Raw genomic sequence first — 23430 nt, forward strand, 5'->3', positions numbered from 1 at the left:
TTGCGAAGGCGAACACGGCCGCCACCGCGACCAGCACCCACAGCAGGCCGTTGCCGCCGCCCTGCTCGGACGGCGGCGAGTCAGCCTTGTCAGCGGCCGACGAGTTCACGCAGTTCGCGCTTGAGCACCTTGCCGATCGCGCTGCGCGGCAGTTCGTCGATGAAGCTCAGCCGCGCCAGGCGCTGCGTCTTGCCGAGCTGGTCGTTGGTCCATTGCAGCAGCGCGTCTTCGGTGGTGGCGTCGCCCGCGCGGCGCACCACGAAGGCCACGGGCGTCTCGCCCCATTGCTCCGACGGCACGCCCACCACGGCCACGTCGGCCACGGCTGCATGGCCGCGCAGCACGGCCTCGAGGTCGCTCGGGTAGATGTTGAAGCCGCCGCTGATGATCATGTCCTTCTTGCGGTCGAACAGCGTGAGGAAGCCGTCGGCGTCGAAGCGGCCCACGTCGCCGGTGCGGATGAAGCGCTTGCCCGTGGCGTCGAACCACTCGGCCTCGCGCGTCTTCTCGGGTTGGCGGTGGTAGCCGGTCATCATGCCGCCCGAGTGGCCCACCACCTCGCCGGCGGCCTCGGTGTCGCCGCGCGGCAGTTCGTTGCCCTGCTCGTCGATCAGGCGGATGTCGCTGCCCTCGGCGGCCTGGCCCACGGTGTGCAGCTTGGTCGGGTGCAGGTGCGCCTCGAGGATGCAGGTGCCGCCGCCTTCGGTCATGCCGTAGAACTCGACCAGCCCGCCGGGCCAGCGCTTGAGCACGTCGGCCTTGAGCGCGGCGTTGAAGGGCGCGCTGGTGCTGAACTTGTGGCGGAACGAGGACAGGTCGTGCGCGTCGAAGCGCGGATGCGCCATCAGCCGCTGGTACTGGACCGGCACGAGCATGGTGTGCGTCACGCGGCGCTGCTGGGCCAGCTGCAGGTAGCCCAGCGCGTCGAACTTGGGCATCAGCACCACGCAGCCGCCGAAGGCGATGGTGGGGAAGAACACCACCAGCGTGGTGTTGGAGTAGAGCGGCGTCGACAGCAGCGTGACGGTGTCGGGGCTGTACTCGTACTTGGCGCCGCGCTGCACGTGGGCCCAGCGCATGCCATGGCCCTGCACGATGCCCTTGGGCTCGCCGGTGGTGCCCGACGAATAGATGATGTTGAAGGCCCAGGAGGGCTGCGTCTCGACCGGCGCGGGCTGCGTGCCGGCCGGTGCGAGCCAGGCGGCGAAGTCGCGGCCCACGGCCGAGCCGTCCAGCGCGATGCGTGCAATGCCGCCTTCCCTGGCCGGGCCGATCACTTCGGCGGCCGATGCGTCGCTGAACAGGATGCGCGCGTCGGCGTCCTCGATCATGCGGGCCAGGCTGGCGGGCGTGGAGCCGGGGGCCAGCGGGGCCACCGCGACACCCGCGCGCAGCGCGCCCAGGAACACCGCCGCGTAGTTGACCGACGACGAGGCGCACACCGCGATGGCGTCGCCGGCCTTGAGCCCGTCGCGCTGCAGGCTGGCCGCGACGCGGTCCATCAGCGCGTCGAGCGCGCGGTAGTCCAGCGTCTGGCCGGCATCGGCCAGCGCGGGGTTGTCGGGGGTGTGTTGCGCGTGGAGGCGGACCAGGTCGGCGATGGCGCCGAAGTTGCGTTCCATCGCGGCTTGAACGGCGGGGTGCGTTTGCAAAGTCATTCCTTCTTCTTGACCAATCGGCAGGATAGCGAAATGTTCACGCTTTCGGCCAGCGCCTTGGCGACCGGGCGGCTGTAGGGCGGCGCGCCGTCAGGCGGCGCTCAGGCTGGGCGGTCCACGATCCTTGCGCCATCTTCATCAGGCAGGCAACAGGGAGTTTTTCGTGCACATCATCTGGACCATCCTGATCGGTTTCATCGCGGGGTTGATCGCCCGCGCCATCCTGCCGGGCAACAACTCGATGGGGTTCATCCTCACCGTGGTGCTCGGCATCGCCGGCTCGCTGGTGGCCACCTATGCAGGGCAGGCCCTGGGGTTGTACGCTGCGGGCGCGGGCGCCGGCTTCATCGCCTCGGTGATCGGCGCGGCCCTGCTGCTCGGGGTCTGGCATCTCGTGACCCGCTAACAAGGAGTCTCTCCATGGGTTTACTCGACATCCTCCAGCAGGCCATCGGCGGCAACGGCAGCCCCGAGGCCCACATCGACCAGGTCACGCAACACGCCTCGACCGACGAGCTCGGCGCGGGGCTCGCGGCGGCCATGCGCTCCGACCAGACGCCGCCCTTCGGCAACATGGTGGGGCAGCTCTTCGGCCAGTCGTCGCCGCAGCAGCAGGCCGGCGTGCTCAACCAGATACTGGCCACGCTCGGCCCGGCCGCCGCTTCGGCGCTGGCGGGCGGTGTGCTCGGGCGCGTGTTGCAGCCGGGGCAGACGCAGGTCACGCCCGACCAGGCCTCGCAGCTGTCGCCCGCGCAGGTGACCGAAATCGCCGCGCATGCCGAAGAGCAGCACGCGGGCGTGATCGACGAGGTGAGCCAGTTCTATGCGCAGCTCGGGGCTGATCAAGACGCTGGGCGGCGCCGCGATCGCCATCGCGCTGGCGAAGATGAAAGAGAACGCCACGCGCGGCTGACCCGGGGGGCCATCGCGCGGCGCCGTCTTCAGTGACGGTCAGGCGGCGGTTTGCGCCTGCTGCGCCGCGTGGGCCTGCTGGTCGGCGTGGTAGCTCGAACGCACCATCGCGCCCACGGCCGCGTGGCTGAAGCCCATCTTGTAGGCCTCTTCCTCGAACATCTTGAAGGTGTCGGGGTGCACGTAGCGGCGCACCGGCAGGTGCGAGCCCGACGGCGACAGGTACTGGCCGATGGTCAGCATGTCGATGTCGTGGGCGCGCATGTCGCGCATGACCTGCAGGATCTCTTCGTCGGTTTCGCCCAGGCCGACCATGATGCCGCTCTTGGTCGGCACGTTCGGGTGCAGCGCCTTGAACTTCTTCAGCAGGTTCAGGCTGAACTGGTAGTCGCTGCCGGGGCGCGCTTCCTTGTACAGGCGTGGCGCGGTTTCCAGGTTGTGGTTCATCACGTCCGGCGGCGCGGCCTTGAGGATTTCGAGTGCGCGGTCGTCGCGGCCGCGGAAGTCGGGCACGAGGATCTCGATCTGCGTCATCGGCGAGAGCTCGCGGATGTTGGCGATGCAATCGACAAAGTGCTGGCTGCCGCCGTCGCGCAGGTCGTCGCGGTCGACGCTGGTGATCACCACGTACTTCAGGCGCAGCTTGGCGATGGTCTTGGCCAGGTTGAGCGGCTCGTCCTTGTCGAGCGGGTCGGGCCGGCCGTGGCCCACGTCGCAGAACGGGCAGCGGCGCGTGCACTTGTCGCCCATGATCATGAATGTGGCCGTGCCGTTGCCGAAGCACTCGCCGATGTTCGGGCACGAGGCTTCTTCGCAGACGGTGTGCAGGTTGCTCTCGCGCAGGATCTGCTTGATCTCGTAGAAGCGCGTGGTCGGGCTGCCGGCCTTGACGCGGATCCACTCGGGCTTCTTGAGCACTTCGCCGGTCTGTACCACCTTGACGGGGATGCGCGAAAGCTTGGCCGCCGCTTTCTGCTTGGCCAGGGGGTTGTAGTTTTCGGCGCTCTGGGCGTCGCGGACGACTTCTGTGGTGCTCATTGGTATGTCAAGGCGCCAGGAAGGTGCGGAGCTTCTGGCTCAGCACCGTGGCGGCTTCTTCCCATGTGGTTTGGATCCCGATTGTAGAAAGGTCGACCGTTTGCAGCCCCGCATAGCCGCAAGGGTTGATGCGCGAGAAGGGTTCGAGGTCCATGTCGACATTGAGCGCCACGCCGTGGTAAGTGGCGTGGCGGCTCACCTTGATGCCCAGCGCGGCGATCTTGCCGAGGCCGCGAAACGGGTCGCCGGCGGGCAGCGGGCCGGTCAGGGCTGCGTGCGAAAAAGGGTCGTCCAGGCGCACGTAGATGCCCGGCGCGCCTGGCACGCGGTGGCCGGTCACGCCGAAGTGGGCGAGCGTGCGCAGCACCGATTCCTCGATGCGATAGACGTATTCCTTCACGAAGTAGCCGGCGCGGCGCAGGTCGATCAGCGGGTAGGCCACCACCTGGCCGGGGCCGTGGAACGTGACCTGGCCGCCGCGGTCGGTCTGCACCACGGGAATGGCGCCGGGGTTCAGGATGTGGTCCTGCTTGCCGGCAATGCCCTGGGTGAAGACGGGGGCGTGTTCGCAGACCCACAGGGCGTCGGGCGTCTCGGGCGTGCGCTCGAGCGTGAACTGCTTCATGGCCGCGAAGGTGTCCGCGTAGTCGACGCGGCCCAGCGGGTGCAGTTCGATGGCGGGTGCGGTGGCGGTGTCTGTCATTGCGTGTGGGCCTGCCGCGCGGGCAGCTTGCGGGTCTCGCCGATGGCGAGCGTGAAGAAGGCGTCGTTTGCCACGCCCTGGGCCTGGCGCGCCGCGGCGAGGTCCTTGGGCGGCTGGTCGAGTGCTTCGTCGGTGAGCGGAAAAGTGCCCCAGTGCACGCCCAGGCTGCGCTTGGCGTGCAGTTCGCGGTGGATGCGCACGCTCTCGTCGGGGTCGACGTGCTGGTCTTTCATGAACCAGCGGGGCTCGTAGGCGCCCACGGGCAGCAGCGCGAGGTCGAAGCCGCCGCCCCGCGCATCGCCCTGGCGCGGCGCGAGCCGGGCCTGGATGTCGGCGAAATCCTTCGAGTAGCCGGTGTCCCCGGAATAGAACACATGCAGCTTCGGCGACAGCAGCGCGAAGCCGCCCCACAGCGTCTTCATGCGGTCGCCCAGGCCGCGCGCGCTCCAGTGCTGGGCGGGCGTCAGAAACACCTGCACGGCGTCGGGCGTGTCCGTGGCAATGCCCGCGCCGTTGCGCTGGAGGCGGGCCTGCGCGGCTTGCGGTGGCGGTGCCGCGCCGGCGGTGGTGGCCGGCAGCGTGACGCTGTCCCACCAATCGAGCTCGACCGCGTTCGTGATGCCGCGCTCCGTGAGCCACGGCTTGATGCCCAGCGGCACCACGAACAGCGGCGCACCGCCAGCCTGCGCGTTGAGCGCCTTCACGCTGCCTTCGTCGAGGTGGTCGTAGTGGTTGTGGCTGATCAGCACGAGGTCGATGCGCGGCAGGTCCTTCAGCGCCACGCCGGGCGGCTGGAAGCGCTTGGGGCCCGCGAACGAGACCGGCGAGACGCGCTCGCCGAACACCGGGTCGGTCAGCACGTTGAGGCTGCCGCTGGCGGTCGGCACCTGCACGAGCACGGTCGCGTGGCCGATGAAGGTGGCGGCGGGCTGTGTTCGCGCGCCGGCGTTCGACGCGATGAATGCAAGGTCGGGCGACACCACCGGCGGCGGTGCCTCGGGCGCGGGCGGCAGGCCCTTGAACCAGGAGGGCAGTTGCCAGCCCAGCAGCACGTCGGTGAAGAAATTCTTCGGCTTGAAGTCGACGTAGTTGTCCTGGAATCCGTCGGGCCGGTGGTGTCTGCGGCTGGCGTCGTAGTACGGGTTGGGCGCTGTCGAGCAGGCGGCCAGCAGGCCTCCCGCGCACAGCGCCGCCGCGACGTGCCGCAGACGGGTCAAAGCACGACCTTGACCTGCGGGTGCGAGGACAGTGCGCGGTACAGGTCGTCGAGCTGCTCGCGGCTGGTGGCCGTCACGGTGATGGTCACGCCGAGGTAGTTGCCGGCCTTGCTGTCGCGCAGCTCGACCGTGGTGGCGTCGAAGGCCGGGTCGAAGCGCTCGGCGATCTGCGTGATGGCGTGCACCAGCCCGTCGGACTTCAGGCCCATCACCTTGATCGGGAACTGCGAGGGGTATTCGATCAGCGATTCCTTGCGCGGATCGGGGATCGAGGTGGCTTCGGTGGTGGTCGTGTTGTCGGTCATGCCGTGGCTCCGTGCTTGTGGGCGTTGCGTAGCTTGGCCTCCTGGTAGGCCGTGTACAAGCTCTCGTAGATGGGGCCGGGACGGCCATTGCCAATAGCCCGGCCGTCGAGCGTGACCACGGGCAGCAGCTCCTTGCTGGCCGAGGAAATCAGCAGCTCGTCGGCGGCGAACACTTCGTCGCGCGAGATGCGGCGCAGCGCGAAGGAAATGCCGCGCGCCTCGCACAGGCGCTCCAGCAGGCCGTAGCGGATGCCGGTCAGCACGAGGTTGTCCTTGGGTGGGCCGATGAGGACATCGTCCTTCACGATCCACACGTTGCTCGACGAGGCCTCGCTGAGCCACTCGCCGCGGAACATGACGGTCTCGGCCGCGCCGGCCTCCACGCTGATCTGCCGCGCGAGCACGGCGCCCAGCAGGCTGGTGCTCTTGATGTGCGCCTTCTGCCAGCGGAAGTCCTCGGCCGTGACGCAGGCCACGCCCTTGGCGCGCACCGCATCGGAGATGGGCGGCAGCGGGTTCACCATCACGAACACAGTGGGACGGATGCCGCGCACCATCGCGTGGTCGCGCGGTGCCACGCCGCGTGTCACCTGAAAGTACACGGACTGAGGGGCATCGCCGCCGGGAGCGACAAGGCGCATCACAATATCGCGCCACTGTGCGAGCGACAGCGGGTTGGCGATCTGCAGTTCGGCGAGCGAGCGATCCAGGCGCGCCATGTGTTCCTCGAAGCAGAAGGCTGGCCGAAGTAGACGGGAACGTATTCGTAGATGCCGTCGCCGAAAATGAAGCCGCGGTCCAGGACGCTGATCTTCGCGTCGCGCAGCGCGGTGTACTCGCCATCGAGGTAACAAAGCGTGGCGGGCAGGGCGTCGGTGATAGGGTGCATGAAGGAATTATGGTGGCGTGCGCCGGGTCGGGCTCGCGTCAGGGAATGCAGTGCCGATTTGCATGCGCGACACGCGAGGTGGCCGGATGGGTTGGGTTTTTACTTATAATCAATGGCTTTGTAGAAATTCTGGGTCGTCATCCGGGCTTCATTCAAAATGAAAACAATCGCCCGACAAGACTCGGAGGTCGCTGAAGACCTCGATGCAGAATTCAAGCCGTTGACCGCCGATGAGGCGCGTGAACTGCGTGCGAAGAACCCTTCGATCTCCCCATGGCGGGTGGTCGTGGGTCAGTTGGTTGTCGGTCTGGTGGTGGCTTTGGCCATCTGGGGACTGACGGGGAGGCAAAATCTGGGTTGGTCCGCCGCTTACGGTGCGATCGCGGTGGTCATTCCATCCGCGGTGTTCGCACGGGGGCTGACCGGTCGGTTTTCTTCCTTGAATCCGGGCACCGCGGTGTTCGGGTTCTTCCTGTGGGAAATGGTCAAGATGGCCTTGTCGGTGGCGATGCTGATCGCTGCGCCAAGGCTGATTACGGCGCTGAGCTGGCCAGCAATGCTGGTCGGTTTGGTGGTGACAATGAAGGCGGCCTGGTTGGCGGTGATGTTCTCGCCCCGGCGCCGGAAACAGAGAGACGAGTAACGGAATGGCTGCTGAAAACGCTGCGGAACATGGTCAGACCGCTGGTGAATACATCGTTCACCACTTGACCCATCTGCAAAGCTCCAAGCCCGCAGGTGTGGCCGATCTTTCGGTCTTCAACTTCGATTCGCTGTTTTTCTCCATCGCTCTGGGTATCCTGGGCTGCTGGTTGCTGTGGCTTGCCGCGCGCAAGGCTACGTCGGGCGTTCCCGGCCGTTTTCAAGCGGCTGTCGAGCTGCTGGTCGAAATGGTCGACCAGCAAGCCAAGGGCATCGTCCATAACGCCACGAGCCGCAAGTTCGTCGCGCCGCTGGCCCTCACGATCTTCGTGTGGATCTTCCTGCTGAATGCAATGGACCTGTTCCCGGTCGATTTGTTCCCGGCGATCTGGGCCAAGATCTTCGGCATCGCCGGCGAAGACCCGCACCACGCCTACCTGCGCGTCGTGCCCACCGCCGACCTCTCGGTGACCATGGGCATGTCGGTCGCCGTGCTGCTGATCTGCATCTACTACAACATCAAGATCAAGGGCGCCGGCGGCTGGATCCACGAGCTGTTCACCGCACCCTTCGGCAACCACTGGGCGCTGTACCCCTTCAATTTCGCCATGCAGATGATCGAATTCATCGCAAAGACCGTCTCGCACGGCATGCGGTTGTTCGGCAACATGTACGCCGGCGAGCTGATCTTCCTGCTGATCGCCCTGATGGGCGGTGCCTGGTCCATGTCGGCCACCGGCATCGGCCTGGCCATCGGCCACATCATCGCGGGCACGGCCTGGGCCATCTTCCACATCCTGATCATCACGCTGCAAGCCTTCGTGTTCATGATGCTGACGCTGGTCTACATCGGCCAGGCCCACGATCACCACTGATCATCAGTTTTCGTTTCTGTTTTTTGTTTTCTCTTCAACCAAAGTCCTCTAGGAGTCATCATGGAAGTTATTAGCTTTGTTGCACTGGCCGCCGGCCTGATCATCGGTCTGGGCGCTGTGGGCGCATGTATCGGCATCGGCATCATGGGCAGCAAGTACCTCGAGTCGGCCGCACGTCAGCCTGAACTCATGGGCGAACTTCAAACCAAGATGTTCCTGCTGGCTGGTCTGATCGACGCCGCTTTCATTATCGGCACCGGTATCGCTCTGTGGTTCGCAACGGCCAACCCGTTCCTGGCTCAGATCGCCAACCTGCCGAAGTAAGTCTTTCTCGTCGGACCTAGCGTTGTCGTTCCCCTGCGGAATGGCTTCGATTCAATCCCAAAGAGAGGGTGAAAAGTGAGCATTACCGGTACCCTGATCGTTCAGATGATCGTGTTCCTGATCCTGGTCGGGTTCACGATGAAGTTCGTGTGGCCGCCGATCGCGAAGGCGCTGGACGACCGCGCTGCGAAGATCGCCGAAGGCCTCGCTGCCGCCGACAAGGCCAAGTCCGAACTGTCCGCCGCCAACAAGCGCGTGGAAGCCGAACTGGGCCAGGCACGCAACGAGTCCGCACAGCGTCTTGCCGACGCCGAACGTCGCGCCCAGGCCATCGTTGAAGAGGCCAAGGCCCGCGCGACCGAGGAAGGCAACAAGATCGTTGCAGCCGCACGCGTCGAAGCCGACCAGCAGGCACTGAAGGCCCGCGAAGCCCTGCGCGAGCAGGTCGCCGCACTGGCCGTCAAGGGCGCGGAGCAGATTCTGCGCAAGGAAGTGAATGCAGGCGTTCACGCCGATTTGCTCGCCCGCCTGCAGACCGAACTCTGATAGAAGCCATGGCAGAACTCGCCACCATCGCACGCCCCTACGCCGAGGCGCTCTTCAAGGCGTCGTCGTCCGACCTCGCCGGAACCAGCGCCTGGCTCGAAAAGGTTGCCGCCATCGCGGCCAGCCCGGAGCTCAAGCAGTTTGCCGACAACCCCAAGGCCACGGCCGAACAGGTGATCGGCGTGGTCGCCGGTGCATTCGGTGCACCGCTGGCCGCTCATGCCCAGAACTTCCTGGGTGCGCTCCTCGAGAACGGGCGTTTTTCGGTGCTGCCGGAAATTGCGAAGCAGTTCCGGGCACTCGCCAACTCGAAGAGCGGCTCGTCCGACGCCGTGGTCTACAGCGCTTTCCCGATCGACGCCGCGGCCCTGGCCACTGTGTCGGCCGCGCTCGAAAAGCGTTTCGGTCGCAAGCTCCAGGTCACGGTCCAGCAAGAGCCGGAACTGATCGGTGGCATTCGTGTGGTGGTCGGCGACGAGGTGCTCGACACCTCCGTCAAAGCGCGCCTTGAACAAATGAAAGTTGCGCTGGCGGCCTGACGGTCTCCATCGCCTTACAAAGAAAGAAGGAAAGAGTCATGCAACTCAATCCCGCAGAAATTTCCGAACTGATCAAGAGCCGCATCGAGGGCCTCGGGGTCAGCGCCAACATTCGCAACGAAGGCACCGTGGTTTCGGTGACCGACGGCATCGTGCGCGTGCACGGCCTGTCGGACGCGATGCAAGGCGAAATGCTTGAATTCCCGCCGAGCGCGGACGGCACGCCGTCCTTCGGCCTCGCACTGAACCTCGAGCGCGACTCCGTCGGCGCCGTGATTCTGGGCGAATACGAACACATCTCCGAAGGCGACACCGTCAAGTGCACGGGCCGCATTCTGGAAGTGCCCGTGGGCCCCGAGCTCATCGGCCGCGTGGTGAACGCACTGGGCCAGCCGATCGACGGCAAGGGTCCCATCAACGCCAAGATGACCGACGTGATCGAAAAGGTCGCACCGGGCGTGATCGCACGGAAGTCCGTCGACCAGCCGATGCAAACGGGCCTGAAGTCCGTCGACTCGATGGTGCCCGTGGGCCGTGGGCAGCGCGAGCTGATCATCGGCGACCGCCAGACCGGCAAGACCGCCGTGGCGATCGACGCGATCATCAACCAGAAGGGTCAGAACATGACCTGCGTCTACGTTGCGATCGGCCAGAAGGCTTCGTCGATCAAGAACGTGGTGCGCGCTCTCGAACAAGCCGGCGCGATGGACTACACCATCGTGGTGGCGGCATCGGCCTCCGAATCGGCTGCCATGCAGTACGTGTCGGCCTACTCGGGCTGCACGATGGGCGAATACTTCCGCGACCGCGGCCAGGACGCCCTGATCGTCTATGACGACCTGTCCAAGCAAGCCGTGGCCTACCGCCAGGTCTCGCTGCTGCTGCGCCGCCCGCCAGGCCGCGAAGCCTACCCCGGCGACGTGTTCTATCTCCACAGCCGTCTGCTCGAACGCGCAGCCCGCGTGAACGCCGACTACGTCGAAGCCTTCACCAAGGGTGAAGTCAAGGGCAAGACCGGTTCGCTGACGGCACTGCCGATCATCGAAACGCAAGCCGGCGACGTGTCCGCCTTCGTTCCGACCAACGTGATCTCGATCACCGACGGCCAGATCTTCCTGGAAACCAACCTGTTCAACGCCGGTATCCGCCCCGCCATCAACGCTGGTATCTCGGTGTCGCGCGTGGGTTCGTCGGCGCAGACCAACCTGGTGAAGAACCAGTCCGGCGGTATCCGTACCGACCTGGCGCAGTACCGCGAACTCGCGGCCTTCGCCCAGTTCGCATCGGACCTGGACGAAGCCACCCGCAAGCAGCTGGACCGCGGTGCCCGCGTGACCGAACTGCTGAAGCAGACCCAGTACAGCCCGCTGCCCATCTCGCTGATGAGCGCCACGCTGTTCGCGGTGAACAAGGGCTTCATGGACGACATCGACGTCAAGAAGGTGCTCTCGTTCGAACACGGCTTCCATCAGTACCTGAAGTCGAGCCACGCCTCGCTGCTGGAAACGATGGAAAAGAACGGCGCCAAGTGGGACGTCAAGCCCGCCAAGGCCGACGACAGCGATGCCAAGAAGGCGCTGAAGAAGACCTGCCAGGACGCTGAAGCCGAACTGCTGGCCGCCGCCACTTCGTTCAAGAAGTCGTTCGCCTGATCGACGCCTTGATCGACGCAAGAAGGAGCTCTCATGGCAGCTGGTAAGGAAATCCGCGGCAAGATCAAATCGGTGGAAAACACCAAGAAGATCACCAAGGCCATGGAAATGGTCTCGGTTTCCAAGATGCGCAAGGCGCAGGAACGCATGCGCGCCGCTCGCCCCTACAGCGAAAAGATCCGCAACATCGCGGCCAACCTCGGCAAGGCGAATCCGGAGTACACCCACGCGTTCATGAAGACGACCGAGGCCAAGGGCGTCGGTTTCATCATCGTGACCAGCGACAAGGGCCTGTGCGGCGGCTTGAACACCAACCTGTTGCGTGCCGTGACGGGCAAGCTGCGCGAAGCGCAGTCCGCCGGCAACGTGGTGGAGTCGGTGGCCATCGGCAGCAAGGGCCTGGGTTTCCTGAATCGCATCGGCGCCCGCGTGGTGGCCCATGTGACGCAGCTGGGCGACACGCCGCATCTGGACAAGCTCATCGGGCCGGTCAAGACGCTGCTGGACGCCTACGCCGAAGGCAAGCTGTCGGCCGTGTACCTGTGCTACACGAAGTTCATCAACACCATCAAGCAAGAGCCGATGGTGGAGCAGTTGCTGCCGCTGAAGGCCGAAACGCTGCAGACCGAGTCGGGACATCATTCGTGGGACTACATCTACGAACCCGACGCGCAAAGCGTGATCGACGAGCTGCTGGTGCGCTACGTGGAATCGCTGGTGTACCAGGCCGTGGCCGAGAACATGGCGTCCGAGCACTCGGCGCGCATGGTGGCCATGAAGGCTGCAACGGACAACGCGGGTAACGTGATCAGCGAACTGAAGCTGGTCTACAACAAGACCCGTCAAGCCGGCATCACCAAGGAACTGTCGGAGATCGTCTCCGGCGCGGCAGCTGCCGCGGGCGTTTGATTGTTGGTGAGGCAGCGGAACAGGCCACGCTGTCTGCCGTGCGCGCCCGGCGCGCACGGTGATCCAAGGCCTTCTTTTTAGGGGACTCTGCGCAAATGAAGAAAATTCTTGCCCTGGTGGCCATCGCTGCCGCTCTGACTGCTTGCTCCAAGAAGGAAGAGGCTCCCGCGCCTGCGCCTGCGCCGGCTCCCGCCGCCGCACCCGCGCGCCCGCGCCGGCTCCTGAACCCGCTCCCGCCGCTGCCGCACCGGCAGCCCCCGCCGCAGCAGCGCCGACGGCCTCGGCCGCGGACCTGCCGCAAGAGTGCAACGACTACCTGGCCAAGGTGCAGACCTGCGTGTCCGCGCAAAGCGGTGCAGCCGCCGACGCAATGAAGGCCAGCCTCGACCAGACCAAGGCCACCTGGGCTTCGATGGGTGCCGACAAGGCCGCGCTGGGCCAAGCCTGCAAGGCTGCCTCGGACGCGTTCGCCGCGCAAGCCACGGCCATGAAGTGCTGATCTGATTCCATCAAGGGTGCCGGCCCGTCCGGCATTCTTGCAAAAGCGGCCCGTTTTGGCACCAGGACGCTTCTGCAAGAACCTGTCGCAAATTTATTGAGATCCATCCAGAAGGAAACGCCATGGCTGAAGGAAAAATTGTCCAATGTATCGGCGCCGTGGTCGACGTGGAGTTCCCGCGTGACCAGATGCCCAAGGTGTACGACGCCTTGAAATTCGAAGGCAGCGCGCTGACTCTCGAAGTCCAGCAACAGCTCGGCGACGGCGTGGTGCGCACGATTGCGCTGGGCTCGTCCGACGGCCTGCGCCGCGGCATCATCGTGAAGAACACCGGCGCGCCCATCACGGTGCCCGTCGGCAAGGCCACGCTCGGCCGCATCATGGACGTGCTGGGTTCGCCCATCGACGAACGCGGCCCCGTGGGCCAGGAGCTCACTGCTTCGATCCACCGCAAGGCTCCCGCGTACGACGAACTGTCGCCTTCGCAAGACCTGCTGGAAACCGGCATCAAGGTGATCGACCTGGTGTGCCCGTTCGCCAAGGGCGGCAAGGTGGGCCTGTTCGGCGGCGCCGGCGTGGGCAAGACCGTGAACATGATGGAACTCATCAACAACATCGCCAAGGCTCACTCGGGTCTGTCGGTGTTCGCCGGTGTGGGTGAACGTACCCGCGAAGGCAACGACTTCTATCACGAGATGGCCGACTCCGGCGTGGTGAACCTCGAGAAGCTCGAAGACTCGAAGGTCGCCATGGTCTACGGCCAGATGAACGAACCCCCGGGCAACCGTCTGCGCGTGGCGCTGACCGGCCTGACCATCGCCGAGTCGTTCCGCGACGAAGGCCGTGACGTTCTGTTCTTCGTGGACAACATCTACCGCTACACGCTGGCCGGTACCGAAGTGTCGGCTCTGCTGGGCCGCATGCCTTCCGCCGTGGGCTACCAGCCGACGCTGGCCGAGGAAATGGGCCGTCTGCAAGAGCGGATCACGTCGACCAAGGTCGGCTCGATCACCTCGATCCAGGCCGTGTACGTTCCCGCCGACGACTTGACCGACCCGTCGCCCGCCACCACCTTCGCCCACCTGGACTCGACCGTGGTGCTGTCGCGTGACATCGCTTCGCTCGGTATCTACCCCGCCGTGGACCCGCTGGACTCGACCTCGCGCCAGCTCGACCCGAACGTGGTCGGCGAAGAGCACTACAACGTGGCCCGCGCCGTGCAAGGCACGCTGCAGCGCTACAAGGAACTGCGCGACATCATCGCGATTCTGGGCATGGACGAACTGGCTCCCGACGACAAGCTCGCCGTGGCCCGCGCCCGCAAGATCCAGCGTTTCCTGTCGCAGCCGTTCCACGTGGCCGAAGTGTTCACGGGCGCGCCCGGCAAGTACGTGCCGCTGGCCGAAACCATCCGTGGTTTCAAGATGATCGTGAACGGCGAAGCCGACCACCTGCCGGAACAAGCGTTCTACATGGTGGGCAGCATCGACGAAGCGTTCGAAAAGGCCAAGAAGGTCGCTTAAGAAGGAATCACCATGGCAGGCACCATTCATGTGGACGTGGTCAGCGCGGAAGAGTCGATCTTCTCGGGCGAAGCCAGGTTCGTCGCGCTGCCCGGTGAAGCCGGTGAGCTCGGCATCTATCCGCGCCACACCCCGCTGATCACGCGCATCCGCCCCGGCGCCGTGCGCATCGAAATGGCCGATGGCGGCGAAGAGTTCGTCTTCGTGGCCGGCGGCATTCTCGAAGTGCAGCCCAACGCCGTGACCGTGCTGTCCGACACCGCGATCCGCGGCAAGGACCTCGACGACGAGAAGGCCAACCAGGCCAAGGCCGCGGCCGAGGAAGCACTGAAGAACGCGAAGAGCGACATCGACATCGCGATGGCTCAGTCCGAGCTGGCCGTGATGGCCGCCCAGATCGCGGCGCTGCGCAAGTACCGCCAGAAGAAGTAAGAAGAAGAGCCCGCTGGCTCTCTTCCTGAAAAAGCCGCCTCCGGGCGGCTTTTTTGCGTCTGGGCCCTTCGCATCGAGTCGACTTCGATCTGAACATGGTCGAAGTTCGGCCTTGTCCGGCTGAAGACCTGCCCCTAGTATTCGCCTTCGCCCGACGGCCGAAGGCTGCGGGCGGCGACTTCACAGAGAAGAACACCGGAGACAAACGCGTGGCACCCTGGAGCGGCATCACCGCCGATGAAATGCGGTTGCTGGAAACGACCTTCTGGTCGGCCGGCGGCTCACGCCATGCCATGGCCGAGCAGCTCGCTTTTTCCAAGAGCAAGGCCAACGCGATCATTGCCGGCCTCGTCGAACAAGGGCTGCTGGCCGAAGCCGGCCTGCAACGCTCGTCGGGCGGCCGCCGCGCCGAAAACCTCCAGCTTCATTTCGGCCTGGGCGTGCTCGTCGGCATCGACATCGGTGCGACCAGCCTCGGCGTGGCCGTGATGCGCCCCGACCTCACCGTGCTCGCGCAGCACGAAGAGCCGGCCGACGTGCGCGAAGGCCCGGCCGTGGTGCTGGCCCGCGTGCGCGTGCTGATGCGCGAACTGCTGGCGCAAGGCGGCCACGGCGCGCGCGACGTGCTGGGCATCGGCATCGGCGTGCCCGGCCCCGTCAACTTCGAGATCGGCCAGCTCGTGAACCCGCCGCTCATGCCGGCGTGGGACAGCTTCTCGATCCGCGACTACCTGCGCGAGGACTACGCCGCGCCCGTTTTCGTCGACAACGACGTGAACCTCATGGCGCTCGGCGAGCTGTGGCGCCTCAAGCGCTCGCTGAGCAACTTCCTCGTCATCAAGATCGGCACCGGCATCGGCTGCGGCATCGTCTGCCACGGCGAGGTGTACCGCGGCGCGGCCGGTTCGGCCGGCGACGTGGGCCACATCTGCGTCGACCAGGAAGGCCCGCGCTGCCACTGCGGCAACGTGGGTTGCGTCGAGGCAATGGCGGCCGGCCCCGCGATCACGCGCATGGCCGTGCAGGCGGCCGAGGCCGGCGAGAGCGAACTGCTGGCCGAATGCCTGCGCGTGCACGGCCGCATCGACGCGATCGACGTGGGGCAAGCCAGCCGCGGCGGCGACACGGCGGCCAACGGCATCATCCAGCGCGCGGGCAGCCTGATCGGCCAGATGCTCGCGTCGGTCGTCAACTTCTTCAATCCGTCGCATGTGTTCATCGGCGGCGGCATCACGCGCATCGGGCCGCTGTTTCTCGCGGCCGTGCGGCAGAGCGTGTACCAGCGCTCGCTGGCGCTGTCGACGCGGCACCTGGAAATTCAATACACGCCGCTGGGCATGCAGGGCGGCCTGATCGGCGCCGGCGTGCTCGCGATGCACGAGACGCTGAAGGTTCGCGGGGTGGCGCCATGAGCGACATCCACAACGCAACAGGCGGCAAGGGCAGCGTCGCCGTCGAGTTCGACGGCGTGGTCAAGGCCTTCGGCCCCGTGCAGGTGCTGCACGGCGTGAGCTTCGCGCTCGCGCCCGGCCGTGTCTACGGCCTGCTCGGCGAGAACGGCGCGGGCAAGTCGACCTTGATGAAGATCCTCGCCGGCTACGAGCCGCTGAGCGGCGGCACGCTGCGCATCAACGGCCAGTCGCAGCAGTTCGCGAGCTCGCGCGATGCCGAGGCGCTGGGCATCGTGCTGATCCACCAGGAGTTCAACCTCGCCGAAGACCTGAGCGTGGCGCAGAACATCTTCCTGGGCCACGAGAAGAAGAAAGGCTGGCTGCTCGACGACGCCTCGATGGAGCGCGACGCCGCCGCCGCGCTCGCCGCCGTCGGGCTGAACATCGAGCCGCGCACCAAGGTGCGCCGCCTCATCGTCGCCGAGAAGCAGCTCGTCGAGATCGCGAAGGCCATCGCGCGCCGCGCGCGCCTGCTCGTGATGGACGAGCCCACCGCCACGCTCACGCCCGGCGAGACCGAGCGCCTGTTCAAGCTCATCGCGCAGCTGCGCGCCGACGGCGTGACCATCGTCTACATCTCGCACAAGCTCGACGAGGTGGAGCAGGTGACCGACGAGGTGATCGTCATGCGCGACGGCCGCTTCGTCGCGCGCGCGCCCACGCCCGATGTCACGCGCCAGCAGATGGCCAACCTCATGGTGGGCCGCGAACTGGCCGACCTGTACCCGCCGCGCGACGTGGTGGTGGCGGCCGATGCGCCCGCCATGCGCGTGCGCGATTTCAACGTGCCCGGCTGGGCGCAGGGCGCGAGCTTCGAGGTGCGCCCCGGCGAGATCCTCGGCTTCGCGGGCCTCGTCGGCGCGGGCCGCACCGAACTGTTCGAAGGCCTGCTGGGGCTGCGCCCCGCGAGCGGCAGCGTCGAGATGCTCGGCAAGCCGGTGCCCGGCGGCAAGGGCTGGCGCAACCCGCGCGATGCCGCCAGGCACGGCCTGACCTACCTCAGCGAAGACCGCAAGGGCAAGGGCCTGCACGTGAACTTCGGCCTGCGCCAGAACCTCACGCTGATGGCGCTCGAGCGCTATGCGCAGCCCTGGCTGAAACCCGAGGCCGAGCGCGACGCGCTGGCCGAGGCGGTGAAGGACTACGGCATTCGCACCGGCTCGCTCGAGGTCAAGGCCTCGTCGCTGTCGGGCGGCAACCAGCAGAAGCTCGCGCTCGCCAAGGTGCTGCAGCCGCGCCCGAAGGTGGTGGTGCTCGACGAGCCCACGCGCGGGGTCGACGTGGGCGCCAAGCGCGACATCTATTTCCTGATCCAGCGACTGGCCCGCGAAGGGCTCGCGGTGATCGTCGTCTCGTCGGAGCTGATGGAACTGATCGGCCTGTGCCACCGCGTCGCGGTGATGCGCGCGGGCCAGCTGGTCGCCACGCTGGACGCGGACCATTTGACAGAAGAGGAGCTCATCGCTCATGCCACCGGAACCGCAAACTCCCCCGTCGCAGCAGCCTGAAGCGGCCGCTGCGGCAGCGCACCGCAGCGAGGCCAAGCCCGGCTGGACCGAGCGCCTGCACGGGCTCGGCCCGGTCATCGGCCTCGTGCTGCTGTGCATCGCGGGCACCTTGCTGAACAGCGACTTCGCCACGCTCGACAACGCCATGAACGTGCTCACGCGCACGGCCTTCATCGGCATCATCGCGGTGGGCATGTGCTTCGTGATCATCTCGGGCGGCATCGACCTGTCGGTGGGCTCGATGGCCGCGCTCATCGCGGGCAGCGTGATCATGTTCATCAACTGGGCCGGACCCGCGTCGGGCTCGCCGATGCTGGCGGTGGTGATGGGCGCGGTGCTGGCCATCGTGCTGGGCGCGGTGTTCGGGCTGGCGCACGGCCTGCTCATCACCAAGGGCCGCATCGAGCCCTTCATCGTGACGCTGGGCACGCTGGGCATCTTCCGCGCGTACCTCACGTACTTTGCCGACGGCGGCGCGCTCACGCTCGACAACGAGCTGTCGGACCTCTACGCGCCCGTGTACTACGCGAGCCTCGCGGGCATTCCGGTGCCGGTGTGGGTGTTCGTTGTCGTGGCCATCATCGGCGGCGTGATCCTGAACCGCACCGCCTACGGACGCTACGTGCAAGCCATCGGATCGAACGAGCAGGTCGCGCGCTACGCGGCCGTGGACGTCGACCGCGTGAAGATCCTGACCTACGTGCTGCTGGGCGTGTGCGTGGGCATTGCCACGCTGCTGTACGTGCCGCGCCTGGGCTCGGCGTCGCCGACCACCGGCCTGCTGTGGGAGCTCGAAGCCATTGCCGCGGTGATCGTCGGCGGCACCGCGCTCAAGGGCGGCGCGGGCAGCATCACCGGCACCGTGGTGGGCGCGATCCTGCTCTCGGTCATCAGCAACATCCTGAACCTCACCAGCATCATCAGCGTGTACCTGAACGCGGCGGTGCAGGGTTTCGTGATCATCATCGTCGCGTTCCTGCAGCGCGGCCGCAGATGATGGCGCCCCGGCGCTCGGCCGCCAACGTTCTTTCCCGTTCCGTTCCACCCACCAAGAGGAGACATCCAGCATGACGACTTTCACCCGACGCGTCGCACTCACGGCAGTTGCCGCCGCTGCGTTCGCCAGCCTGCCCGCGCTTGCCGCGGACAAGGTCAACCTCGGCGTTTCGATTCCCGCGGCCACGCACAGCTTCATGGGCGGCATCAACTACTGGGCCAACCAGGCGAAGAAGGACCTCGAGAAAGAACACAAGGACCTGAAGATCACGATCAAGACGGCCGCCAACGCGCCCGAGCAGGCCAACCAGTTGCAAGACCTGTCGACGGTCACCAAGATCAACGCGCTGGTCGTGTTCCCGTTCGAGTCGGCCGCGCTGACCAAGCCGGTGGCGCAGGTCAAGGCCAAGGGCGCCTACGTGACCGTGGTCGACCGCGGCCTGACCGACACCAGCGCGCAAGATGCGTATGTGGCCGGCGACAACACCGCCTTCGGCAAGATCCCGGCCGAGTACATCGTGAAGACGCTCGGCGGCAAGGGCAACGTGGTCGCGCTGCGCGGCATTGCCACCACGCTGGACAACGAGCGCATGGACGCCTTCAACGCCGTGCTCAAGGGCAGCCCCGACATCAAGCTGCTCGATGCCAAGTACGCCAACTGGAACCGCGACGACGCCTTCAAGGTCACGCAGGACTACCTCACGCGCTTCAAGCAGATCGATGCCATCTGGGCCGCCGACGACGACATGGCCGTGGGCGTGCTCAAGGCCATTGCGCAGGCCAAGCGCGACGACATCAAGATCGTGTTCGGCGGCGCCGGCGCCAAGGACATGGTCAAGACCATCATGGACGGCAAGGACCCGCGCATCGGCGCCGACGTGAGCTACTCGCCCAAGTTCATCTACGACGCGATCAAGCTCACGGCCGAAGCGCGCCTGAAGGGCGAGAAGTTGCCGGCGACGACGATCATTCCCTCGGTGTTGATCACCAAGGAAAACGCCAAGGACTTCTACCACCCGAACTCGCCTTTCTAGGCTCGCCCCCAGGCTTCGCGCACTTCGTGTCGCTTCTCCTACCCCCTACCGGGGGCAACACCTGCGGCCCGGCGAAGCCGGTTCCGCGGTGTTCCCTGAAAAACACGATATGACCGACACACCTCTTCGCAAGCTGCGCTACGCCATGGTCGGCGGTGGCCGTGACGCCTTCATCGGCGCCGTGCACCGCAAGGCCATGGCGCTCGACGGGCAGATCGCGCTCGTGGCGGGCGCGCTGTCGTCCAGCCCCGAGAAGGCGCGCGCCTCGGGCCGCGACCTCGGCCTGGCCGACGACCGCAACCACGGCGACTGGCAAGCCCTGCTGGCCGACGAGCTGAAGCGGCCCGCCGATGAGCGCATCGACTTCGTGTCGATCGTCACGCCCAACCACGTGCACTTTCCGGTGGCGCAGGCCTTTGCCGACGCGGGCTTCCACGTGGTGTGCGACAAGCCGCTGGTGCACACCCGCGAGCAGGCCGATGCGCTGGTCGCCACCGTCGCGCAGCGCGGCACGGTGTTCGGCGTCACCTACAACTACACCGGCTACCCCATGGTGCGGCAAGCCCGCGAGATGGTGCGCTCGGGCCAGGTCGGCGAGGTCCGCAAGGTCGTCGTCGAATACAACCAGGGCTGCTCGCGAGCCATGTCGAAGGCGGCACCAACAAGCAGGCCGACTGGCGCACCGACCCCGCGCGCAGCGGCGCGGCCGGCGCCATCGGCGACATCGGCTCGCATGCCGAGAACCTCGTGGCCACGGTCACCGGCCTGGAGGTCGAGAGCCTCTGCGCCGACCTGAGCGCGCTGGTGCCGGGCCGTATGCTCGACGACGACGGCAGCCTGCTGCTGCGCTTCAAGGGCGGTGCGCGCGGCGTGCTCATTGCCTCGCAGATCAGCACGGGCCTGGAGAACGACCTGCGCCTGCGCGTGTCCGGCACGCTGGGCACGCTCGAGTGGCACCAGGAGCAGCCGAGCCAGCTGCTGCACCTGCCGCACGACGGCCCCAAGCGCGTGCTGACGCGCGGCGCGCCCTGGCTGTGCGAAGCGGCGCAACGCGCGAGCCGGCTGCCGGCCGGGCACCCCGAAGGCTTCATCGAGGCTTTTGCCAATGTGTATGCGGGCGTGGCCGCGGACATCCGCGCCCGGCTCGCGGGCCAGCCGGCCGACCCGCTGGCCGCCGACTACCCGCGCGTGGAAGACGGCGCGCGCGGCGTGCGCTTCATCGAGCGCACGGTGGCCTCGGCCAAAAGCGAATTAAAGTGGACGCCCTGGTAGCGCACGCGCGCTGCCGCAGGCTTCCATGACACCCTCCAACGCCGACGCTTCAACTTCGACGACAACGACGACGACGCAGCCCTCGTGGCTCGCGGCGCTCTGGCGCCGCTGCGTCACGCTGTTCCCGCTGAAGCTGGTCGGCAACACGGTCGCCACGCTCGGCTTCTTTCCGCTGTACTTCTGGATCGCGAAGAACGCGGGGCAGGCCTGGGTGCTCCCGCTCACGGCCTTCGACCGCGCCATTGCCTTCTGGCCGGCGTTGCTGCCCGTGTACCTCTCGCTCTGGGGCTACATCGCGCTGCCCGTGCTGCTGGCCAAGGACCGGCGCGAGCTGTTGCGCTTCTCGTGCGGCTGCGCGGCGATGACGCTGATCGCGCTGCTCGTGTTCTGGTTCATGCCCACGGCCATTCCCAATTTCACGGTCGACACCACGCCGGGCACATCGCTGCAGTTCCTGAAGATGGTCGACTCGGCGGGCAATGCGTTCCCGTCGCTGCACGTCTCGTTCTCGGTGTTCGCCTGCGTCATGCTGGCGCGGCAACTGCGCGAGGTGGGCGCGCCGGCGTGGCTGCGCCTCGTCAACGTGGCGTGGGCCGCGGGCATCGTCTATTCGACGATGGCGGTGCGCCAGCATGTGCTGATCGACGTGCTGGGCGGCTTCGCGCTGGGCGTGGCGCTCGGTGTCGCCACGCGGCAGCGCGCGCCGGCCGACGTGCCGGCGACGCACGCACGACCGGCGTAGGCCGATCGCGGTATTCCGCCGGCCCGGCGTGCGCGGTACAACCCGGCATCGCCATCCGATACGGAGCCCGCCATGAAGATTCGTTCGTCCGTCGCCGCCGTGGGGGTCTGCCTTGCGGCCGGCGCCGTCGCCATGCCCGCCTTCGCGCTCGACTACCCCGCGCGCAAGCCCGGCCTGTGGGAGATCCAGACCGGCGACGGCACCGGCAAGGGCCCGGCCGGCGGCCACACCATGCAGCAGTGCATCGACGCGGCCAGCGACAAGGCGCTGCGCGAGATGGGCCAGGGCATGGGCAAGGACATGTGCTCCAGGCAGGAGCTGCGCGCCGACGGCGGCAAGCTGGTGATGGACTCGGTCTGCAAGATCGGCAACACCACCGCCACCTCGCACGCGGTGATGAGCGGCGATTTCAACTCGGCCTACCGCATGGAAAGCAAGTCGAGCTACAACCCGCCGCTGATGGGGCGCGCCGAAGGCACGAGCGTCATCGAGGCCAAATGGCTCGGCCCCTGCAAGGCCGACCAGAAGCCCGGCGACATGGTCATGCCCAACGGCATGAAGATGAACGTCATCGACATGATGAACAACCGCCCCAAGAAGCCCTGAGCCTGCTTCGGTCCAAGGCGGGGTAGGCGCCGGCCCACAGCGCTTTGCGCTCGCCGTTCGGCGCCGCGAAACGCCGGCAGCGCCTACGATGGCGTGCCATGCCCGCAAAGCAAGAAGATCTCGTCGTCGCCCGGCCCGAGGGCCTTTATTGCCCGCCCGGCGATTTCTACATCGACCCGTGGCGGCCGGTGGGGCGCGCGGTCATCACGCACGCGCACTCCGACCACGCGCGCGTCGGGCATGCGCACTACCTGGCCCACACCGACAGCGCGGGCACGCTGCGCACGCGGCTGGGCCCCGACATCAACCTGCAGACGCTGCCCTATGGCGAGGCCATCGAGCACCACGGCGTGCGCGTCTCGCTGCACCCGGCCGGCCATGTGCTGGGCTCGGCGCAGGTGCGGCTCGAACACGGCGGTCGCGTGTGGGTGGCCTCGGGCGACTACAAGACCGAGCCCGACGGCACCTGCGCGCCCTTCGAGCCCGTGCCCTGCGACACCTTCATCACCGAGTCGACCTTCGGCCTGCCGATCTACCGCTGGCCCACGCAGGCCGTGCTGTTCGCGCAGATCGACGCGTGGTGGCGCGCCAATGCCGAAGCAGGGCGCGCGTCGGTGCTGTTCTGCTATGCCTTTGGCAAGGCGCAGCGCATCCTGCACGGGGTGGACGCGAGCATCGGGCCGATCGTGGTGCATGGGGCCGTGGAGCCGCTGAACGCCGTGTACCGGGCGGCCGGTGTCGCACTGCCGCCGACCTTGCGCGTGACCGACGAGGGCGTCGACGCGGCGCTGCTGAAGCGCTCGCTCGTGCTGGCGCCCCCATCGGCACAGGGCACGACGTGGATGCGGCGCTTCGGCAACTACGCCGATGCGTTCGCGAGCGGGTGGATGCAGTTGCGCGGCACGCGCAGGCGACGTGGCGTGGACCGCGGCTTCGTGATGTCGGACCATGCGGACTGGCCGGGGCTGCAGCAGGCGATCGCGGGCACGGGGGCCGAGCGCGTGTTCGTCACGCATGGGAGTGTGCAGGTGATGGTGCGGTGGCTCACGGAGAACGGACTCGACGCGCAGGGCTTCAAGACCGAGTACGGCGATGAAGACGACCAGGAAGCTCCCTCCCCTTCCGGGGGAGGGCTGGGGAGGGGGCCAGCGGCGCTCG

24 protein-coding genes and 2 pseudogenes are annotated in these 23430 nt (G+C 66.8%); 20 read left to right on the plus strand and 6 right to left on the minus strand.

Annotated elements, in window-relative coordinates; genetic code table 11:
- Positions 1-89: 89 nt before the first annotated feature.
- Entirely contained in the window at positions 90-1622 is a 1533-nt protein-coding gene (locus BMG07_RS30875) for a class I adenylate-forming enzyme family protein (RefSeq protein ID WP_198087736.1), read from the minus strand.
- 199 nt (positions 1623-1821) lie between these two features.
- On the opposite strand from BMG07_RS30875, the gene BMG07_RS30880 reads away from it, so the two are divergent.
- Complete coding sequence (locus BMG07_RS30880) at positions 1822-2064, plus strand: GlsB/YeaQ/YmgE family stress response membrane protein (RefSeq protein ID WP_130428291.1); 243 nt, start codon at positions 1822-1824, stop codon at positions 2062-2064.
- A 14-nt stretch (positions 2065-2078) separates the two neighbouring features.
- A complete protein-coding gene (locus BMG07_RS30885) occupies positions 2079-2606 on the plus strand; it encodes a hypothetical protein (protein WP_269759574.1) in 528 nt (175 codons plus the stop codon).
- A gap of 3 nt (positions 2607-2609) precedes the next feature.
- Here BMG07_RS30885 and lipA read toward each other — a convergent pair whose 3' ends face one another.
- From lipA to BMG07_RS30910, 5 genes and pseudogenes are all read right to left on the minus strand, one after another.
- Positions 2610-3608, minus strand: coding sequence for a lipoyl synthase (gene lipA, locus BMG07_RS30890; RefSeq protein ID WP_198087721.1), 999 nt, complete (start codon positions 3606-3608; stop codon positions 2610-2612).
- Positions 3609-3615: 7 nt separating this feature from the next.
- Positions 3616-4311: a lipoyl(octanoyl) transferase LipB gene (lipB, locus tag BMG07_RS30895; RefSeq protein WP_198087722.1), complete on the minus strand. Its 696-nt coding sequence runs from the start codon at positions 4309-4311 to the stop codon at positions 3616-3618.
- The gene (locus tag BMG07_RS30900) at positions 4308-5528 is read right to left on the minus strand and encodes an MBL fold metallo-hydrolase (protein ID WP_307867131.1); all 1221 of its coding nucleotides are present in this window, start codon (positions 5526-5528) and stop codon (positions 4308-4310) included. The genes lipB and BMG07_RS30900 overlap by 4 nt, the downstream gene beginning before the upstream one ends.
- Positions 5525-5833 carry a YbeD family protein gene (locus BMG07_RS30905; protein WP_198087723.1) on the minus strand — a complete coding sequence of 103 codons (309 nt, stop codon included), beginning with the start codon at positions 5831-5833 and terminating at the stop codon, positions 5525-5527. The genes BMG07_RS30900 and BMG07_RS30905 overlap by 4 nt, the downstream gene beginning before the upstream one ends.
- A pseudogene (locus BMG07_RS30910) lies at positions 5830-6722 on the minus strand (D-amino acid aminotransferase). Before BMG07_RS30910 ends, BMG07_RS30905 begins: the two are co-directional and overlap by 4 nt.
- Positions 6723-6879: 157 nt before the next feature.
- On the opposite strand from BMG07_RS30910, the gene BMG07_RS30915 reads away from it, so the two are divergent.
- The 18 genes and pseudogenes from BMG07_RS30915 to BMG07_RS31000 form a co-directional block, all read left to right on the plus strand.
- Positions 6880-7365: an ATP synthase subunit I gene (locus tag BMG07_RS30915; protein ID WP_198087724.1), complete on the plus strand. Its 486-nt coding sequence runs from the start codon at positions 6880-6882 to the stop codon at positions 7363-7365.
- A gap of 4 nt (positions 7366-7369) precedes the next feature.
- Complete coding sequence (gene atpB / locus BMG07_RS30920) at positions 7370-8239, plus strand: F0F1 ATP synthase subunit A (protein WP_198087725.1); 870 nt, start codon at positions 7370-7372, stop codon at positions 8237-8239.
- Positions 8240-8299: 60 nt separating this feature from the next.
- A complete protein-coding gene (gene atpE, locus BMG07_RS30925) occupies positions 8300-8563 on the plus strand; it encodes a F0F1 ATP synthase subunit C (RefSeq protein ID WP_007830191.1) in 264 nt (87 codons plus the stop codon).
- Positions 8564-8638: 75 nt separating this feature from the next.
- Positions 8639-9109 (plus strand): F0F1 ATP synthase subunit B, encoded by a 471-nt coding sequence (locus BMG07_RS30930; protein ID WP_007830193.1) that lies wholly within the window; start codon positions 8639-8641, stop codon positions 9107-9109.
- Between the two features lie 8 nt (positions 9110-9117).
- Positions 9118-9648, plus strand: a complete 531-nt coding sequence (locus BMG07_RS30935) for a F0F1 ATP synthase subunit delta (RefSeq protein WP_198087726.1) — start codon at positions 9118-9120, stop codon at positions 9646-9648.
- Positions 9649-9686: 38 nt separating this feature from the next.
- Complete coding sequence (gene atpA / locus BMG07_RS30940; RefSeq protein WP_198087727.1) at positions 9687-11300, plus strand: F0F1 ATP synthase subunit alpha; 1614 nt, start codon at positions 9687-9689, stop codon at positions 11298-11300.
- Between the two features lie 33 nt (positions 11301-11333).
- Entirely contained in the window at positions 11334-12209 is an 876-nt protein-coding gene (atpG, locus tag BMG07_RS30945) for a F0F1 ATP synthase subunit gamma (protein WP_198087728.1), read from the plus strand.
- Positions 12210-12351: 142 nt separating this feature from the next.
- Positions 12352-12708: a hypothetical protein gene (locus BMG07_RS30950; protein WP_269759575.1), complete on the plus strand. Its 357-nt coding sequence runs from the start codon at positions 12352-12354 to the stop codon at positions 12706-12708.
- Positions 12709-12830: 122 nt separating this feature from the next.
- Entirely contained in the window at positions 12831-14231 is a 1401-nt protein-coding gene (gene atpD / locus BMG07_RS30955) for a F0F1 ATP synthase subunit beta (RefSeq protein WP_198087729.1), read from the plus strand.
- A gap of 12 nt (positions 14232-14243) precedes the next feature.
- Positions 14244-14663 (plus strand): F0F1 ATP synthase subunit epsilon, encoded by a 420-nt coding sequence (locus BMG07_RS30960; RefSeq protein ID WP_081266093.1) that lies wholly within the window; start codon positions 14244-14246, stop codon positions 14661-14663.
- Between the two features lie 242 nt (positions 14664-14905).
- The gene (locus BMG07_RS30965) at positions 14906-16075 is read left to right on the plus strand and encodes an ROK family protein (protein WP_198087738.1); all 1170 of its coding nucleotides are present in this window, start codon (positions 14906-14908) and stop codon (positions 16073-16075) included.
- Complete coding sequence (locus BMG07_RS30970; RefSeq protein WP_198087730.1) at positions 16072-17622, plus strand: sugar ABC transporter ATP-binding protein; 1551 nt, start codon at positions 16072-16074, stop codon at positions 17620-17622. The genes BMG07_RS30965 and BMG07_RS30970 overlap by 4 nt, the downstream gene beginning before the upstream one ends.
- Positions 17582-18619 (plus strand): ABC transporter permease, encoded by a 1038-nt coding sequence (locus tag BMG07_RS30975; RefSeq protein ID WP_198087731.1) that lies wholly within the window; start codon positions 17582-17584, stop codon positions 18617-18619. Before BMG07_RS30970 ends, BMG07_RS30975 begins: the two co-directional genes overlap by 41 nt.
- 70 nt (positions 18620-18689) lie before the next feature.
- Positions 18690-19652 carry a substrate-binding domain-containing protein gene (locus BMG07_RS30980; protein WP_198087732.1) on the plus strand — a complete coding sequence of 321 codons (963 nt, stop codon included), beginning with the start codon at positions 18690-18692 and terminating at the stop codon, positions 19650-19652.
- Positions 19653-19761: 109 nt separating this feature from the next.
- Positions 19762-20924 (plus strand): annotated as a pseudogene (locus tag BMG07_RS30985) (Gfo/Idh/MocA family protein).
- 25 nt (positions 20925-20949) lie between these two features.
- Complete coding sequence (locus BMG07_RS30990; RefSeq protein ID WP_198087733.1) at positions 20950-21666, plus strand: phosphatase PAP2 family protein; 717 nt, start codon at positions 20950-20952, stop codon at positions 21664-21666.
- A 72-nt stretch (positions 21667-21738) separates the two neighbouring features.
- Entirely contained in the window at positions 21739-22272 is a 534-nt protein-coding gene (locus BMG07_RS30995; protein ID WP_198087734.1) for a DUF3617 family protein, read from the plus strand.
- A gap of 98 nt (positions 22273-22370) precedes the next feature.
- A partial coding sequence (locus BMG07_RS31000) for a ligase-associated DNA damage response exonuclease (RefSeq protein ID WP_198087735.1) occupies positions 22371-23430 on the plus strand: 1060 nt, incomplete at its 3' end.

This window comes from Variovorax sp. E3 (assembly GCF_016082275.1).
Taxonomy (GTDB): domain Bacteria; phylum Pseudomonadota; class Gammaproteobacteria; order Burkholderiales; family Burkholderiaceae_C; genus Variovorax.